The sequence below is a fragment of the Streptomyces sp. NPDC104381 genome, from assembly GCF_055583745.1.
Map to the genome: position 1 here is coordinate 208,081 of NZ_JBVJNK010000009.1, position 15,904 is coordinate 223,984.

Genomic DNA, 15,904 nt, shown 5'->3' on the forward strand with positions numbered 1-15,904 from the left:
GGACCGCGCCCTCCGCACGGAAGTTCGGCCCGGGTGCAACTGCCGGGCCGCGCCTGACGTTCTTCTCTGCATGAACGAACTGATCGAGACGTGGGCCGGTGTCACCCCGGACGCCGACCCCGCCCAGGCGGACCCCGTCGTCCTGGAGTGCGCCCGCCTGCTCGCCGCCGAACCGGGCGGCGAGGACGCGGTCCTGCTGGCCTTCGGGCTGGCCGGCATGGCCGGATACGTCATCGGGCGGCGCGGCGCCCCCGTCGAGCAGGCGTCGGCGGACGCCCTCGCCGCTGCGGCCGAGGCCCTGGACGCGAAGCTTCCCGAGAGCGACGACTGCGGCCACGACGACCATCCGTACACCAAGGCGCTGGAGCAGTGGGAGACGGACGCCGACGCGCTGTTCGACCTCCCGGACACGCAGGTTCCGCTCGGCGAGTGGGACGGGGCCGAGGCCTGCCCCCGTAACGCCGCCGGCTGGGCCCGTACGGTCGCCGACGTGATCCTTCCGGGGTGCGTGGGCGGGATACCCGAGATCGTCCCGAGGCATCACGAGAGCAGCATCGGCTCCCTGGACAGGGTGCTCAACGACTATCCGAACGGCGATCCCCGCTGGGACCTGGAGATCCACGCCCAGCCGCCCACCCGCCTCCTCTCCAGGGCCGCACTCGCCGGCTACGTCGTCGTCGCCCACGCGTGCTGCTGGTACACGGGGTCGGGCCGGATCAAGCAGCGGCCGCTCCTCGACGACATGATCGAGGGCCTGGAGTCCGTCCTGCCGCTGCTTCCGGACGCGCCCTGCGCCCACGGCCCCGGCGAGCACCCCGCCCTGAACGGGGGCGCCGACCAGCAGGCCGGCGAAGGGATCCACCTCCAGAGCCCCGGCGGCCGGACCGTCCTGCGCGACGAGTACGACGAGGGCGACGGGCCCTCGCTGGAGGCGTGGACCTGCACCGCCTTCCTGCGTCCCCTCGCCGTCGAGGCGCGCGACCACCTGCGCGGGGCGGTCGAGACCCTCTTCGGCACCCGGCGGACGGATCACCTGGACCCGGTGTACCTGCGCCCCGACGGCCGGCTCCACATCGAGGCGCTGACCGCGCGGCACGTGCCGTTCAAGGACGAGACGGCCTCCGAGGAGGCGGCTCTCTGGGCCGCCCGGCGCTACGAGCGACTCGGTCCCGACGGGCCCGCCGCCGACCGGACCGTCCTGCTGCTCCTGATGGCGACGGCGGCCACCTCCCTGAACCTGTCGTCCGGCATCGCCCAGGAGATCCTCGGCATCCTCCGGAACGCCGCCAGCACCCTGAGCGCCGACGGCACGTGCGCCCACCCGGACGGCCACGCGCGCCGGGGCGAGCGCACCCAGGACCTCATGGCCCGCGTCGCCCGCCTCTACGAGCCCGGATCCGACGCCGCCGACCAGGAGTTCGCGCCCGGACTGCTGGCCTGCCCCGCCCATCTGGCGGGCGTCGTGACGAAGGGCATCGCGGACATGGAGGAGCAGTACACGGAAGAGCCCGACCTGTTCGAGCAGCTCCTGGCCGAGTGAGGCGGGCGGCGGCCGTCGCGGTACGACCGGCACGCGCGGCGACCAGGCCCCGGCCCGCCCGCCCCGTCCTCAGTGCAGCGAGGCGGGCAGCTCCTCCCGGTGCACGATGCCCAGGCGCTGCGTGGCGCGGGTCAGCGCCACGTACAGGTCGCTCGTCCCGAACCTCCCCGGCTCCACGACCAGTACGTGGTCGAATTCGAGCCCCTTCGCCTCACGCGGCCCCAGCAGCACCACGGGCCGCGTGAGGTCGGGTTCGGCGCCCGGTGTGATCCCGTCGAGCGGGGCCGCGATCTCCTCGTGCAGCTCACGCGGCGCGATCACCGCGAGGCGCCCCTCCTCCGGAGTCAGCTCCTCGACGGCCCGAGCCACCGCGCCCGCGAGATCCGCGCCGGTCTCCCGCGTCCACGGCGTCTCACCCGTGGACCGCACCGAACCGGGTGGCTCGAACGACGGGTCATCGGCCCGTACGACCCTGGCCGCCAGCTCCATGATCTCGGCGGGCGTACGGTAGTTGACGCCCAGCCGTACGTGCTCGAAGCGGTCGCCGACGTACGGCTCCAGGATCTTCTCCCACGAGCCGATGCCCGCTTCCTCGGACGTCTGGGCCGGGTCGCCGACCAGGGTCAGCGAGCGGGTCGGCGACCGGCGCATCAGCAGCCGCCAGGCCATCGGCGACAGCTCCTGCGCCTCGTCCACGATGATGTGGCCGAACGCCCAGGTCCGGTCGGCGGCGGCCCGCTCGGCGGCGCTGCGGTGGTCGGCCTCCTCCTGACGCTCCGCCATCCGCTCGGCGTCGATGATGTCGTGGGCGGCCAGGACCTCGGAGTCCTCCTCGTCCTCGAACTCGTACGTCTCCGAGCCCCGGGACAGGTCCAGGACGCCCTGCGCGTACGCGACCCGTTCCTGTCGCTCCGCCTCGGCGGCGGCCCGCTCGGCACTGTCGTCGGAGCCGAGCAGCTCGGCCGCCTCGTCGAGGAGCGGCACATCGGCCGGCGTCCACTCCCGGTCGTCCGGTGCGCGCCGGATGGCTCCGGCGTCCTCGTCCGGTACGTACACCGGCTCGGCCAGGTAGTCGGCGAGGAAGTCCTCGGGGGTGAGCAGCGGCCACAGCTCACCGACGGCGGCGTGCACCTCCTCGCTCGCGGCGACGCTCTTGCCGAGCTGGGCGACGTCGTCCGGGCCCAGGAAGTTCGGGCCGCCGTAGGGGTCGGCGCCGATGCGTTCGGTGAGCTGCCGGGTGAGGGCGTCGATGACGTGGAACGTGAAGTACGGGCGGGCGAGGTTGTGCGGCAGCCGGGTCTCGCGGGCCGCCTGCCGGGCCTCGTAGGCGATCTCCCAGTCCAGGACGAGGTCGCCGTCGTCGTGCGGGACGACCAGGGGCGCGCCCGGCTCCGGCAGCCCCTGCCGGTCGCGTACGGCGAGGGCGAGCGCCTCCGCCATGCCCGCGCCGCCCTTGACGGCCGCCGCGCGGGGCGTGTCGGTGCCACGGGCGTGGACGCCGGGGAACAACTCGGCCTGGGTGGCGAGCATGACGCCGGTCTCGCCGAGCGCGGGCAGCACCTCGCCGATGTAGCGCAGGAAGGCCGGGTTGGGGCCCACGACCAGGACGGCGCGCTTGGCCAGCAGCTCACGGTGCTCGTACAACAGGAACGCGGCCCGGTGCAGCGCGACCGCCGTCTTCCCGGTGCCGGGTCCGCCCTCGACGACGAGGACCCCACGGTGCGGGGCGCGGATGATGCGGTCCTGCTCGGCCTGGATGGTCCGCACGATGTCGCCCATGCGACCGGTGCGGGCCGAGCTCAGCGCGGCGAGCAGCACGGCGTCGCCGCTCGGGTCCTCGAAGCCGGTGCGCTCGTCGTCCCCCAGGTCGAGGATCTCGTCGTGCAGCTCGGTCACCGTGCGGCCCTCGGTGGTGAGGTGTCTGCGCCGGCGCAGCCCCATCGGCGTATGCCCGGTGGCCAGATAGAAGGGGCGGGCGACCGGTGCCCGCCAGTCGATCAGAAGGGGCGTGTGCTCGGTGTCGTCCTCACGAATTCCGATACGGCCGATATGGTGCGCGACGCCGTCGCGGAGATCGATTCGGCCGAAGCACAGCGAACCGTCCACCGCATTCAGGGCGGCCAGCAGTCCGGAACGCTCCGAGACGAGCACATCGCGTTCGAGCCGGGCCTGCAGGTTGTTCCCCACCGGGGTCAGGGCGTCCTCGACGCGCTGTGCGGCGACCCCGCGCAGCGCGTCGACACGGTCGTAGAGCCGGTCGATGAATTCCTGTTCCTTCTGCAATTCGACGTTTTCGCGAGTTGACAAAATCGCTCCCTGCCGGATATGGTGTTTCTAGTGGCCCCCGGTGAGGGGCCTTTTCTGTGGGCACACAGAACCACTCAATGTACGTGAGGAAATCCCCGTTCCGCAATTCCGGAACGGGGATTTTTCTGTACTCGGCGGCAGCACGGGGGCGTGGGCCGGGGGACGGGGCCGGGTGAGGTCTGTCATGGACCGGCATGACAGCCGTCATACGGACCTGATGACAGAGCGCACTGCCCTCCACCCCGTGTCGCCGGGAGTGTGGAGGACATGGACGCAGTCATCGAAACCATCGGACTGAAACGAAGCTACCGGGACTTCGAGGCCGTACGCGGCATCGACTTCACGGTCGCCCGGGGAGAGCTCTTCGCCCTGCTGGGGACCAACGGCGCGGGCAAGACCTCCACGCTGGAGCTCCTGGAGGGCCAGGACACCCCCACCGGCGGGAGGGTCCGGGTGCTGGGCCACGACCCGTTCCACGAGCGGAGGAAGGTGCGCCACCGCATCGGGGTGATGCTCCAGGAGGGCGGCTTCCCGCCGGAGCTGACGGTCCTGGAGACCGTACGGATGTGGGCGGGCTGCACGACCGGCGCCCGCCCCGCCGAGGAGGCCCTCGAACTGACCGCCCTGTCCGGTCGGCGCGCCGTCCGGGTCAAGCAGCTCTCCGGCGGCGAACGCCGCCGCCTCGACCTCGCGCTGGCCCTGCTCGGGCGGCCCGAGGTGCTGTTCCTCGACGAGCCGACGACCGGCCTGGACGCCCAGTCCCGCCGCGACACCTGGGACCTGATCCGCGAGCTGAAGGCCCAGGGCACGACCGTGCTGCTCACCACGCACTACCTGGAGGAGGCCGAACAGCTCGCCGACCGGCTGGCGATCATGCACCAGGGGCTGATCGCCACCACCGGACGGGTCGCCGACGTGGTGGCCGAGCGGCCCTCCCGGATCAGCTTCCAGCTGCCCCGTGACCGCTTCCTCGGCGAACTGCCGCCGCTCGCGGCGATGGGCGTGACCCGGCACACCGACGAGGGAGGGACCGTACGGCTGGAGACCCGGGACCTCCAGCGCACCACCACCGAACTGCTCACCTGGGCCCACCGCGCGGGCGTCGCGCTGCACGCACTCGACGCGCGGTCGGCGTCGCTGGAGGAGGCGTTCATGGAGATCGCCAAGGGCTTCGAGGACTTCGGGACCGCCCGCAACGGCACGACCACCGGAAACGGCACGACCACCGGGAACGGCACGACCACCGGAAACGGCACAACCACCGGAAGCAGCACCATCACCGCGACCACCGCGACCACCGGGAACGGGGAGACACGATGACGACGACCGCGAGCGTGACCCGACCGGAGACGACCGCGCCCGCGCGGAGCGGGACCACGGCCCGGCTGGCCGCCCTCGGCCGCGCGGAGCTGACCCTCCTGCTGCGCAGCAGGGCCGCGCTGGTCACCGCACTCCTCGTACCGGCCGTCACGGCCTTCTCGATGCGGGGCATGGTGAAGGGACTGGACCTGGGCGGCACCGGCCTGTCGATCGCGACGGTCCTGCTGCCCGGTTCGCTGGGCCTGGCGCTGTTCTTCTCCGTCTACTCGAACCTCGTCGGTGTGTACGTCACACGCCGGGAGAGCCTCGTGCTCAAGCGGCTGCGTACGGGCGAGGTGCGCGACTGGGAGATCTTCGCCGGTGGAGCGATCCCGGCTCTGATGCTGGCGCTGGTGCAGTGTGTCCTGCTGATCATCGGTCTGACGGTGGTCCTGGACGCACCCGCGCCCGCCGCGCCGCACCTGGTGGTCCTCGGCCTCCTCGTGGGAGTGGCGATGCTCGTGGCCGCGGGCGCGCTGACGGCCGCGGTCACCCGGACGGCAGAGAGCGCGCAGCTGACCTTCCTGCCGTTCTGGCTGCTGAGCATGGTCGGCTCCGGGATGTTCGTACCGCGCGGGGTGCTGCCGGGCGTGGCCGGCGACATCAGCGCCTGGCTGCCCTTCTCACCGGTGATGGACCTCCTCCAGGGCGGCTGGGCCGGCGGCCTCGACGGCCTGGACCAGATCCGTCTGCTCTTCGCCGCCCTGGCCTGGACAGGTGTGGCGGCCCTCGGAGTGCGGCAGTGGTTCCGTTGGGGCCCGCGCAGTTGACGGCACGCCATGACGGACGCGGGCGGAGCGACGAGGAAGCTGGGGACCATGAGCACCATGAGCGTGGAGGAGTGGGTGGAGCGGCTCGGCGGCCCCGACGGCCCCAGCCGGTACCGCCGCTACGCGGTGGGCAGCGTCGGCTTCATGTCCGTCTGCGAGGCGGGGCTGTGGACGATCTGGGTCGTACGGGGCGGCTTCGGCGCGCTGGTGACGGCCACCGTGATCGTGCTGGGCGTGGCGCACGCCGGAGCCCAGCTCCTGCTGTGGCGCTCGGCCCTGTACCACTACCTGGCCCTCGGCCCGCGGCCCTACGGCCTCGCGGCGGCGTACACGACCGTGACCGTGACCATGGCGGCCTGGGGATGCGTGCTGCTGTCGTCCGGCCGCATCGAGAACGGCGACCTGACGGCGTACATGCTGTGGCTGCTGATGTTCTACGCCGGGCCGCCCGTGCTGGGGCTCGGGCTGCGCACGGGGGTGGTCCTCGTGGCCGTCGTGTCGGTCGCGTCCGTGACGGGCGCGGCGGTGGCGGGGCTTTCGGGCGAGACCCTGGTCCTCCTCATCGGCGCGACCGCGGTGATGGTGCCGTTCATGGCCACCGCGTCCCTGGCCTCCGGCTGGGGGGTCCGGCTCGTCGAGGAACTGGTGGCCGCCCGCGAGACGCAGGCCCGCCTGGCGGTCGCCGAGGAACGCCTGCGCTTCGGGCGTGACCTGCACGACGTCCTGGGCCGCAACCTCGCCGTCGTCGCGCTCAAGGGCGAGCTCGCCGCGCAGCTGGCCCGGCGCGGCAGGCCCGAGGCGGTCGAGCACATGGAGGAGGTGCAGCGCATCGCGCGGGAGTCGCAGCGGGAGATCCGGTCGGTGGTGCGCGGCTACCGCACCGCCGACCTGCACACCGAACTCGCCGGGGCGCGCTCCGTCCTGGAGGCCGCCGGCATCGACTGCCGCATCGAGTACGGGCCCGCCGCCCGCCTGCCCCCGGAGGTGCAGTCGGCCCTCGGCTGGGTGGTGCGCGAGGCGACGACGAACGTGCTCCGCCACGCACAGGGCGCCTCCCGCTGCACCATGGCCCTGCGCACGGCGGGCCCGACCACGGCCCTGCTCGTGATGGAGAACGACGGCGCGCCCGACGAGGGGACCGGCGCGGGCACGGGCCTCAGCGGCCTGCGGGAACGCCTGACCGGGCTGAACGGCACGCTGGCCGTCGAACAGAGCGGCGGCACCTTCCGCCTCACCGCACACATTCCCTGGGAGGAAGGCGCATGATCACGGTCCTGCTGGCGGACGACGAGCACCTCATCCGGGGTGCGCTCGCCTCGCTCCTCACCCTGGAGGACGACATCACGGTCGTCGCGCAGGCCGCGACCGGCGACGAGGCCCTGGCGATGGCGCGGGCCCACCGCCCCGACGTCGCCGTACTCGACCTCCAGATGCCCGGCCTCGACGGGGTCGCGGTCGCCGACCAGCTGCGCGGCACGGTGCCCGGCTGCGCCACGATGATCGTCACCAGCCACGCCAGGGCCGGAGCCCTGAAGCGGGCGCTGAGCGCCGGGGTGCGCGGCTTCGTACCCAAGACGGTCTCCGCGCAGCAGCTGGCGCAGATCATCCGGACCGTCCACACGGGCGGCCGCTACGTCGACCAGGAACTGGCGGCCGACGCCATCGCCGCCGGTGAGTCGCCCCTGACGCCCCGGGAGGCGGAGCTCCTGTCGTACGCGGAGGACGGGGCGCCGGTCGCGGACATCGCCGCCCGCGCCTCGCTGTCCAGCGGGACCGTACGCAACTACCTCTCGTCCGCCGCGATGAAGCTCGGCGCGGAGAACCGCCACGTCGCCGCCCGCATCGCCCGGGAGCACGGCTGGCTCTGAAAGCCCAGGCCCTCAGTCCCGGTCCGAAAGCCCCTGTCCGGAAGCCCCGTCCGACAGCCCTGGCCCGATTGCCCCTGGAGGGCTCGCGCGCAGGAGTGTACGTTTGTACATACTCATCCGGGGGCGGCGTCCGCCCGGCCGTGCACTCCTGAAAGAGCGCGTCACTGATGGACCTGGCCACACGCCGCCGACGGGCGTCACTGTTCCTCTTCTTCCTCATACCCGGCCTGTCGATCTCCTCCTGGGTGACCCGCACGCCGGACATCAGGGATCAACTCGGGGCGTCCACCGCCCAGATGGGCCTTGTGCTCTTCGGCCTGTCCGTGGGCTCCATGCTCGGCATCCTCAGCTCCGGCGCGCTGGTCGCACGGTTCGGCACCCGGCCCGTCATGGGCGTGGGGACCGCGCTGATCATCGCCGGATCGGTGGCCATCGGCTGCGGCGCCCTGTTCTCCTCCGCGCCCGCCGTCACCGCCGGACTGTTCCTCTTCGGCGCCGGGATGGGCGGCGGCGAGGTGGCCGTCAACATCGACGGCGCGGAGGTCGAGCAGATCACCGGCCGCACCGTACTGCCCACGCTGCACGGCTTCTTCAGCCTGGGCACGGTCGTGGGGGCCGCGCTCGGCATCCTGTGCACCGCCGTCGAGTTCCCGGTGCAGTGGCACCTGGGCGGCATGGCCGTGATCACCGCCGCGATGTTCGCGTACGCCTTCCGGGCCATCCCCGCCGGCGTCGGCAGGACCAGGAGGAGGACGGCCGACGGCGGGACCGCACCGGCCCGCCCCGCCGTCTGGAAGGACCGGCGCCTGCTGCTGATCGGCGGGATCATCCTCGCGATGGCTCTGGCCGAGGGCGCCGCCAACGACTGGCTGCCGCTGCTCATGGTCGACGGCCACGGCGTCGACCCCGCCCTGGGATCGGCCGTCTACGCGGGCTTCGCCGCGGCCATGACGCTCGGCCGCTTCTGCGGCGGCTTCTTCATCGACCGTTTCGGCCGGGGCCCCGTCGTCCGGGCCAGCGCCCTGTCCGCCGCCCTCGGGCTCGCCCTCGTCATCTTCGCCGACTCACCGGTCCTCGCGGGCGCGGCCGTCCTCTTCTGGGGCCTGGGGGCCTCGCTGGGCTTCCCCGTCGCCCTCTCGGCGGCCGGCGACTCGGGCCCCGACCCGGCGGCCCGCGTCAGCCTGGTCGCGATGATCGGCTACATCGCGTTCCTCGTCGGTCCGCCCGGGCTCGGCTTCCTCGGCGACCACTACGGACTGCGCTCCGCCATGATCGTCGTCCTGGCGTTCGTCGCGGTGGCGGTCTTCCTCGCTCCGGCGATCGGCACACGGAAGGCGACGGTGGCGGGAGGCACCCCGGCCACCGCCGACGAACCGGACGAACAGCCGGTCACGGAGAAGTAGCGGGGGGCGCGGGGCTCACGCCGTGCGACGCCAGCCCCGCCGTCACCCACGACGGGGCGGGGCTCAGCACGGGAGGCGCCCGTAACCCCCGACGGCGGCCGCAGCGCCCCTCAGCGGCCGGGGCCCGGCGGATAGGTGTGCACGATGTACGCCCAGCGTGCCGCGCCGGCCGCGAGGAAGACCAGCGACGGCGCCAGCCACCAGCGGCTGAGCACCCTCTGCCGTACGGGGACCAGGGCGAGCAGCGTGATGACGACGCCGAGGACGATCGCCAGCGCCGATGCGACCTCGATCCCGGTCAGGGTGTGCTCGTCCCAGACGCCCTGGGGCCGGATCACCAGAGCGCCGTAAACGACGTAGGCGTTCAGCAGGTTGGCGGGCACGAGAACGACGCCCCAGAACCACCGCAGCTCACCGGTCACTTCGGGGCGCTCCTCGCCTCGTACGTCCGGACACTCGTCGAAGCCGCGGCCGTGGGCCTCGGCGCTGCCATCCTGTCAGCAGGGCGGCCGCCGCGGAGATGTGCACGGGTGCGATCCTCGGTGTATGAACGATCTTGGCGACGCCCACCTGCGCACCCTGACGCTGCGCTTCATGGCTCTCCTCGCGGCCGACACACAGGACCAGTTGGCCTGGCTGGGCGGCCGTGAGCAGGACACCCGTTCCGTGGTCGCGGAGGCGGAGCTCCTCTGCCGTATCTCGGAAGGCTTGGGGGAGCGCGGCGTCCTCGACCCCGAGGACCTGCGTGATCTCCAGGCCATAGGCCGCCGGCTCGGCGAGATGGACGCCGTGGGCCGCTCCGGCCTCTGGGCCGATGACCTGCCCGTGGACCCGGCATGGGACGACGTACGGGCTCCGGCCCGCCGGTTCCTCGTCAGGACGCTGGGCGACTGGCGGCAGCCACTGCCGCGTCCGGCGAGCCCGGCAGCGGGCGGGCGCTGACCAGGTCCGGCCGGGGGCCGCTGCGCCGCCTCACGAACTGCTCCCCGCAGCTGGTTTGTTCGCCGCAGACGCCAGCCGGGGCGCCGGGGGCAGCGGTACCCGCTCGGGATCGGCCGCGAACGCCTGGATCGCCAGCGCCGCGAAGCGCCGGGAGGCCGCGACCTGGGTGGCGGGCGACCTGGTGTGGATCCCCTTGTTGGCCATGAGGACGAGAACGAGGTCGTCCAGGACGAAGTCCGGCCGCAGGCCCCCTGCCTTCTTGGCCCGCTCGGCCAGCCCCGCGAGCGCTCCGAGCGTGTACGCACGACCCGCGAGATCCGGACCCCCGGGCACGGTGGACAGGAAGGCCTCGGTGAAGCCCCGGTCGAGGGCGTGCACCTCACAGATCCTCTCGATCACCCCGCGCAGACCACGCCATGGGTCGGGGTCCGCGCACCCCTCGTCGACGATGGTGCGACAGGCGTGCAACTGGTCCGCGAAGGCTTCGGCGATCAGCGTCTGCTTGGTCGGGAAGTGCCGGTACAAGGTGGCGGGCCCGACCCCGGCGCGCCGCGCGATCTCCCGCATCGGCACGTCCAGGCCGTCGGCGGAGAACAGCGCCCGGGCCGCGTCGAGGAGGCTCGCGCGGTTGTCCAGCGCGTCGGAACGCGGGGTGTGAGGCAAACGCTCGCTCATGCTCTCACTTTAGCCAAACGGACGGGGGCGTCCGTTAACGTCCGGGACGTAGGGAGCTCGCGTCGCGCCGGTTCCCCTGCCGGCGGCGACCGCGCAGGTGGAGGGCCGTTGGCGGGCATCGCGCAGGACCGCACCCCGGCGTTCCTGGAGTACGTGGAGGAGACGAGACACGGGTGAAGGCATTCGCGATCCAGACGTACGGCGGCCCCGAGGGCCTGGTCGCCGTCGACCTGCCGGCCCCCGCGCCCGCCGCCGGGCAGGTGCTGATCACCACCGAGGCGATCGGCGTCGGCGGCGTCGACACGGTGATCCGCAGCGGGGCCCTGGCCGCCTACGGCTTCGAGGAGGGATTCGTCCCGGGCAGCGAGGTGGCGGGCACCGTGACCGCGGTCGGCGACGGCGTCGACCCCGCATGGACCGGCCGGCGGGTGTGGGCGTTCACCGGCACCGGCGGAGGTTACGTCGAACAGGCCGCCGTGCCGGTCACGGACACCGTCCCCCTCCCCGAGGGCCTGTCCGCCGTCGACGCGGTGACGCTCGGCAGCTCCGGTGTGGTGGCCCACTTCGGCCTCCGCCACGCCCACTTCACCGCAGGGGAGACGGTCCTCGTACGCGGCGCGGCCGGAAGCATCGGGATCACGGCGGTGCAGCTCGCCGCCCGCGAAGGTGCCGGCGCGGTGGCGGTCACCACGTCCTCGGCCGAGCGCGGGGAGAGACTGCGCCGGCTCGGGGCGACCCACGTGCTGGACCGTTCCGGCGGGGGAGAGGAAGGGGCCCCCGCCGGCTACGACGTCATCATCGACGTCGTGGCCGGGAAGGACATGCCGTCGTTCTTCGACAGGCTCCGTCCGAACGGCCGCTTGGTGGCCGTGGGCGCCGTCGGGGGCCAGCCACCCGAGGACTTCGGCACGAGGATCATGGCGGCGTTCCAGAAGTCGATGTCCTTCGCCACCTTCAGCTCGGCCACTGTCCCCGAGGCCCAGCGGTACGCCGTACGGAGCGCCCAGTTCGCCGCAGCGAGCCGCGGCGAGATCGAGACGGTCGTGCACGAGGTGCTGCCCCTGGACGCGGCCGTACAGGCCCACCGGAAGATGGACGCGGGCGAGGTCTTCGGCAGGATCGTGCTGACGCCGTGACCGTGCCGTCGGGGGCGGCGCGGGCAGCCGGTGGCAGGCTTACGGGGTGCAGATCAAGGGATACGACGCCCCGCTGGTCCCGGGCGAACCGCTGCTGGCCCGCCCGGGCTTCTGGTCGAACTACCTTCTGGCGATGTGCGATGAGGGGACGAGCGCCGCGCGGCCCTCTCCGGAGTGGTTCGGCGACGACGGTGCCGATACGGACGCCATGTCCGAGCTCCTCTTCGACCCCGAGCGGTGGCCGGTGTTCCGCGTCCCGGCCGCGAACGGCGCCGGCGTCGTGGTGATCCACCGCAACCTGGCCGGCGACTACGGCACCGACTACCTCCTCACGCACCCGGGCGGGAGTGTCGCGCGGCGGATGGGCAGCGGGGACGGTGAGTTCTCGGGGTCCGGGCTGCCCTGGCAGGAGCTGATCCGTATCGCGGACACCCCGTCCCCCACGGCTGAGGGAGTCCAGCACCCGGCCGCGCGCCTTTTGTTGCTCATCCCCCTCCTCGACGACCTGGACCTACCGGAGACGGCGTCGACGAGGCTCGGCGCCGCACTGGTTTCCGTCGGAGCACCGCAGGACACCGCCCCCGACACGGCGGCGCGCCTGCTCGCCCACCTCGCGCGGAGGCCCCGGCACGAATCCGCCTGGGGGTCACCGCTGAGCGGCAGCTGAATGGGGAGGCGGGGCGGGCCCGCCGTGCGGGATCATCCGGGCATGCCAGATCGCGCACCAGGACAGGACGTTCCGTCCGGCTTCCGATTCCACCCCTATCGAGACGCGGACGAAGTCCACGACGCCATGGCCACGGTGCGTCTGGGCTGCGCCGTACGGGACGGGACCGATGCCCGTTCGGTGGTGGAAGGGCCCCCGACAGCGCAAGAGATCGCCGAAGCCTCCGCAGCACTGGAGGAGCCGTCCAGGAACCAGGTCCTGGTGACGCGCGACGGCGAAGTCGTCGGCTACGCGACGATCCGGTGGTGGCGGGAGCGGGACGGCACGTGGCTCTACCTGCACCGCGGCTACCTCCTGCCCGAGCACCGACGGCAGGGCGTCGGCTCGGCGATGCTGAACTGGGCCGAGGAACGGATCCGCGGGCTCGTCCGACAACACGGAACGGCGCGCACGGCGGTGATCGGCGCGAACGCCACGGCCTCCGAGCAGGACGCCACGGAGCTGCTGCTGACCGCCGGCTACCGGCGCGTCTTCAGCCTGGTCGAGCTGGAGCTGGCCGATCTGGCCCGGTTGCCCGAGCAGGAGGCCGAACTGCCGGCCGGGCTACGGACGGGACCGATCGGGCCGAGCCACTACCGCGCGGCCTGGCGGACGGTGGTGGACTCGTACGCGGGCACCGGCTTCACCCAGGAATGGGCGTACCAGGACTTCGCCGCCACCGCCGACCCGGCCTGCTGGCGGGCGGCATGGAACGGCCAGGACATGGTGGGGGCCGCCCTCTGCTCCCTCCGCCCGCACGAACGCACCCTGGGCGAGGTCGAGGAGCTGAGCATCCGGACGGACCACCGCCGGCTCGGTATCGGCCGGGCGCTCCTGCTGGACGGCCTGCGAAGCCTGCGCGAACACGGCGCGACGACGGCCAGGCTCTTCACGGGCACGGCCAACCCGCACCGCTCCTACGACCTGTACGAGAGCGTGGGCTTCCAGCGCCGGAACGAGTACGTCCGCTACCGCAGACCGCTGACGTGACCGGAGGGCCCCGGGAAGCCGGTTGATTCCGCCCTGTGTATGTGAGGACCGCAGGCGGCGGCACGCCCCTTATCCTGTCCTTCCCCCGGCGCGGCCGAGTGCGGCAGCGGGGGAGCGTGACGTGACCGGTGACCACGTACCTGTCACTTCTGACCTGCCGGGGGGCGAACGTTGGTGCACGGTCCTGTTCCTGTCCCGAATCACCTGAATCTGCCGCCGGGCCGGCCCGGAATCACCGCGCGACTACGCCGCGCCTGGAGATCGCGAAAGGCGCTGAAGGGCGTCACCCAGTGGGTGCTGGACTGGGGCCTCCCCATAGCCCTCTGCCTGCTGGTGCTGTACGTCTTCGCCGCCAGAGCCGGCAGCCCCAGCGGCGTGTACGAGGTCTTCACGCTCATCGAGGCCCCCGAGCACACGCTCCTCTGGGCCCTGTCCCTCCTCGGCTGGCTCCTGGTCCCGGCCATCATCGGTGGATTCGCCGGACACGTGATCACGACGCGCATCGGCAGCGTGAAGTCGATCTCCGCCAACTCGCTCTTCCGGCAGCGGACATGGGGTCAGCGGCTCAGGCCTCCGGGCCTGATCGACGACCTGCGGCCCTACTTCCACGGCAACCACGCCCGGCAGGAGTTCGTCGACGCCTGGGTCCGGGTCGCCCACCGCAACGACTGGAAGCGGGCGCAGGACCACTGGGAGGTCTACGTCCGGGACATCATGTCGACCCCGCAGTACGCGCATCTCGACCGGCGCGAGTGTCTGCGCCAGGCCCAGAACACGAGCAAGATGGGACTGCTTTTCGCGGCCCTGGTCGGACTCTGCATCGTCTGCGAAAGGAGGCGGTAGACCGTGCGAGGAGAGGACGCCGTCGAGATCGTGAAGGTCTCCCTCGCTCTGGCGTTTCCCACGGCCACCGTGGAGGGAATCGCCCGGGCGGCGGAAACCGTGGTCCGCTGGGGGGCCGAGGACGCCGCCGAGTACCTGGACGAACCGCTGACGCAGCGCATGCTCCTGGACCTGCTGCAGGTCGCGGGCCTGTCGGAGAACGACTACACGCCCGCCGACCCGCATTGGCCGAACGCGGACCTCCCTCCGGCGAACTACCGGACCTGGTCCCGTACGGAACTGATGGACGACGAGATCCCCTTCCTCCCCCGGCCACCGGACGAGCCCCCGCCGCGCGGCCCGACGCCGCGCCCGGGTGCCGGCGCGGGCTGACCGATCATCCACGGGCAGACCCTAGGCTCGCCCCATGCTGAGACTCGGAATCCCCGTCATCGGTGTCACGGACATCCCTCGCGCAGTGGCCTTCTGGACCGAGGCGCTGAACCTGGTCGCCACCGAGGACTGGGCGAGCGACACATGGCGGACGCTCATGTACGCGGACGGCTCAGGCCGGGCCCTCGGCCTGATGCACAGCGCGTCCCCGGCCGAGCCGCGCCCCCGGATCCACCTGGACCTCTTCGCGGACACGGCCGAGGAACAACAGGCGGAGGTCCAGCGCCTGATCGGGCTGGGCGCGCAGACGGTCGACTGGGACCTCTACCCGCCGGAACCCGACTTCGTCGTACTCGCCGACCCGGACGGCAACATCTTCTGCGTGGTGGACCTGAGCCACGCGCCGAGCGGCGGGGGACCGTCGACGTCCTGAGGGGCCGGTCCCGGCACGGCGTACTCCGCCCAGACCGTCTTGCCCGGGCCGACGCGGCCACGGACACCCCACCGGGTGGCGAGGGCATAGACGATGACCAGGCCACGGCCGTGTTCCTCATCGGGGGCCGGCGTCGCAGGACTGGGCCGGGCGGGGTGCGTATCGGACAGCTCGACACGGATGGCGCCCTGCTCGCCCTCGTAGGCGAGGGACAACGCGAAGTCCCGTCCGGGTACGCGGCCGTGCAGGACGGCATTCGCGGCCAGCTCGGCGACGACGAGCACGACCGCGTCATGGTCGGCCGTCCCGCGAGGGAGCCCCCACTCGACAAGCTGAAGCGCGGCAAGCAGGCGCGCGAGACGGGCACCTCGGCGGGTGGCGGAGAAGCGCTGGGTGAAGACGCGGTCCGCGGTGACGGATCGGCTGCGGGGGGTCGGCATGGGACAGAGCCTGGCGGAGCCGGAGTGCCCGACGGCAGGCACGGAGCCCATACAGATCCACTTGTACCGGCTCACCCGCTGGACTGGGGGAGTCACTTTACGTAACCCTTGATGACACGC

Annotated in this window: 17 protein-coding genes; 13 read left to right on the forward strand and 4 right to left on the reverse strand. The window is 72.5% G+C overall.

Features of this window, described 5'->3' with window-relative positions:
- Positions 1-70 precede the first annotated feature (70 nt).
- Positions 71-1,540 carry a hypothetical protein gene (locus tag ACZ607_RS29935; protein WP_469739791.1) on the forward strand — a complete coding sequence of 490 codons (1,470 nt, stop codon included), beginning with the start codon at positions 71-73 and terminating at the stop codon, positions 1,538-1,540.
- A 69-nt stretch (positions 1,541-1,609) separates the two neighbouring features.
- Here the strand turns inward: ACZ607_RS29935 and ACZ607_RS29940 are convergent, their stop codons facing one another.
- On the reverse strand, positions 1,610-3,823 hold the full coding sequence (locus tag ACZ607_RS29940; RefSeq protein WP_469739944.1) for a HelD family protein: 2,214 nt from the start codon (positions 3,821-3,823) through the stop codon (positions 1,610-1,612).
- 291 nt (positions 3,824-4,114) lie between these two features.
- On the opposite strand from ACZ607_RS29940, the gene ACZ607_RS29945 reads away from it, so the two are divergent.
- The 5 genes from ACZ607_RS29945 (at position 4,115) to ACZ607_RS29965 (ending at position 9,247) form a co-directional block, all read left to right on the forward strand.
- On the forward strand, positions 4,115-5,167 hold the full coding sequence (locus ACZ607_RS29945; RefSeq protein ID WP_469739793.1) for an ABC transporter ATP-binding protein: 1,053 nt from the start codon (positions 4,115-4,117) through the stop codon (positions 5,165-5,167).
- A complete protein-coding gene (locus ACZ607_RS29950) occupies positions 5,164-5,976 on the forward strand; it encodes an ABC transporter permease (protein ID WP_469739795.1) in 813 nt (270 codons plus the stop codon). Before ACZ607_RS29945 ends, ACZ607_RS29950 begins: the two co-directional genes overlap by 4 nt.
- Positions 5,977-6,024: 48 nt before the next feature.
- On the forward strand, positions 6,025-7,242 hold the full coding sequence (locus ACZ607_RS29955; protein WP_469739797.1) for a sensor histidine kinase: 1,218 nt from the start codon (positions 6,025-6,027) through the stop codon (positions 7,240-7,242).
- The gene (locus ACZ607_RS29960) at positions 7,239-7,844 is read left to right on the forward strand and encodes a response regulator transcription factor (protein WP_469739799.1); all 606 of its coding nucleotides are present in this window, start codon (positions 7,239-7,241) and stop codon (positions 7,842-7,844) included. Before ACZ607_RS29955 ends, ACZ607_RS29960 begins: the two co-directional genes overlap by 4 nt.
- Positions 7,845-8,011: 167 nt before the next feature.
- Positions 8,012-9,247: an MFS transporter gene (locus tag ACZ607_RS29965; protein ID WP_469739801.1), complete on the forward strand. Its 1,236-nt coding sequence runs from the start codon at positions 8,012-8,014 to the stop codon at positions 9,245-9,247.
- A 110-nt stretch (positions 9,248-9,357) separates the two neighbouring features.
- Here the strand turns inward: ACZ607_RS29965 and ACZ607_RS29970 are convergent, their stop codons facing one another.
- Positions 9,358-9,669, reverse strand: a complete 312-nt coding sequence (locus ACZ607_RS29970) for a hypothetical protein (RefSeq protein WP_469739807.1) — start codon at positions 9,667-9,669, stop codon at positions 9,358-9,360.
- Positions 9,670-9,793: 124 nt separating this feature from the next.
- Between ACZ607_RS29970 and ACZ607_RS29975 the strand changes: the two genes are divergently transcribed.
- A complete protein-coding gene (locus ACZ607_RS29975) occupies positions 9,794-10,189 on the forward strand; it encodes a hypothetical protein (RefSeq protein WP_469739809.1) in 396 nt (131 codons plus the stop codon).
- A gap of 30 nt (positions 10,190-10,219) precedes the next feature.
- On the opposite strand, the gene ACZ607_RS29980 is transcribed toward ACZ607_RS29975, so the two are convergent.
- Positions 10,220-10,864 (reverse strand): TetR/AcrR family transcriptional regulator, encoded by a 645-nt coding sequence (locus ACZ607_RS29980; RefSeq protein WP_469739811.1) that lies wholly within the window; start codon positions 10,862-10,864, stop codon positions 10,220-10,222.
- Between the two features lie 173 nt (positions 10,865-11,037).
- Between ACZ607_RS29980 and ACZ607_RS29985 the strand changes: the two genes are divergently transcribed.
- From ACZ607_RS29985 to ACZ607_RS30010, 6 genes are all read left to right on the forward strand, one after another.
- On the forward strand, positions 11,038-12,000 hold the full coding sequence (locus ACZ607_RS29985) for a zinc-dependent alcohol dehydrogenase family protein (RefSeq protein ID WP_469739813.1): 963 nt from the start codon (positions 11,038-11,040) through the stop codon (positions 11,998-12,000).
- A 46-nt stretch (positions 12,001-12,046) separates the two neighbouring features.
- The gene (locus ACZ607_RS29990; protein ID WP_469739816.1) at positions 12,047-12,667 is read left to right on the forward strand and encodes a hypothetical protein; all 621 of its coding nucleotides are present in this window, start codon (positions 12,047-12,049) and stop codon (positions 12,665-12,667) included.
- A gap of 42 nt (positions 12,668-12,709) precedes the next feature.
- On the forward strand, positions 12,710-13,696 hold the full coding sequence (locus ACZ607_RS29995) for a GNAT family N-acetyltransferase (RefSeq protein ID WP_469739820.1): 987 nt from the start codon (positions 12,710-12,712) through the stop codon (positions 13,694-13,696).
- Between the two features lie 294 nt (positions 13,697-13,990).
- Complete coding sequence (locus ACZ607_RS30000) at positions 13,991-14,539, forward strand: DUF6313 family protein (RefSeq protein ID WP_469739822.1); 549 nt, start codon at positions 13,991-13,993, stop codon at positions 14,537-14,539.
- A 3-nt stretch (positions 14,540-14,542) separates the two neighbouring features.
- On the forward strand, positions 14,543-14,911 hold the full coding sequence (locus ACZ607_RS30005) for a hypothetical protein (RefSeq protein WP_469739824.1): 369 nt from the start codon (positions 14,543-14,545) through the stop codon (positions 14,909-14,911).
- A 34-nt stretch (positions 14,912-14,945) separates the two neighbouring features.
- Entirely contained in the window at positions 14,946-15,344 is a 399-nt protein-coding gene (locus ACZ607_RS30010; protein ID WP_469739826.1) for a VOC family protein, read from the forward strand.
- Here ACZ607_RS30010 and ACZ607_RS30015 read toward each other — a convergent pair.
- Positions 15,236-15,784 carry an ATP-binding protein gene (locus ACZ607_RS30015; RefSeq protein ID WP_469739828.1) on the reverse strand — a complete coding sequence of 183 codons (549 nt, stop codon included), beginning with the start codon at positions 15,782-15,784 and terminating at the stop codon, positions 15,236-15,238. The genes ACZ607_RS30010 and ACZ607_RS30015 overlap by 109 nt on opposite strands.
- Positions 15,785-15,904: the final 120 nt, after the last annotated feature.

What these genes read in the sequence shown, in the direction of transcription:
- ACZ607_RS29935 (WP_469739791.1), top strand. Translation starts at nt 71, where the DNA reads ATGAACGAACTGATCGAGACGTGGGCCGGTGTCACCCCGGACGCCGAC.
- ACZ607_RS29965 (WP_469739801.1), top strand. Translation starts at nt 8,012, where the DNA reads ATGGACCTGGCCACACGCCGCCGACGGGCGTCACTGTTCCTCTTCTTC.
- ACZ607_RS30010 (WP_469739826.1), top strand. Translation starts at nt 14,946, where the DNA reads ATGCTGAGACTCGGAATCCCCGTCATCGGTGTCACGGACATCCCTCGC.
- ACZ607_RS29995 (WP_469739820.1), top strand. Translation starts at nt 12,710, where the DNA reads ATGCCAGATCGCGCACCAGGACAGGACGTTCCGTCCGGCTTCCGATTC.
- ACZ607_RS30015 (WP_469739828.1), bottom strand. Translation starts at nt 15,784, where the DNA reads ATGCCGACCCCCCGCAGCCGATCCGTCACCGCGGACCGCGTCTTCACC.
- ACZ607_RS29980 (WP_469739811.1), bottom strand. Translation starts at nt 10,864, where the DNA reads ATGAGCGAGCGTTTGCCTCACACCCCGCGTTCCGACGCGCTGGACAAC.
- ACZ607_RS29945 (WP_469739793.1), top strand. Translation starts at nt 4,115, where the DNA reads ATGGACGCAGTCATCGAAACCATCGGACTGAAACGAAGCTACCGGGAC.
- ACZ607_RS29960 (WP_469739799.1), top strand. Translation starts at nt 7,239, where the DNA reads ATGATCACGGTCCTGCTGGCGGACGACGAGCACCTCATCCGGGGTGCG.
- ACZ607_RS29975 (WP_469739809.1), top strand. Translation starts at nt 9,794, where the DNA reads ATGAACGATCTTGGCGACGCCCACCTGCGCACCCTGACGCTGCGCTTC.
- ACZ607_RS29955 (WP_469739797.1), top strand. Translation starts at nt 6,025, where the DNA reads ATGAGCACCATGAGCGTGGAGGAGTGGGTGGAGCGGCTCGGCGGCCCC.
- ACZ607_RS29950 (WP_469739795.1), top strand. Translation starts at nt 5,164, where the DNA reads ATGACGACGACCGCGAGCGTGACCCGACCGGAGACGACCGCGCCCGCG.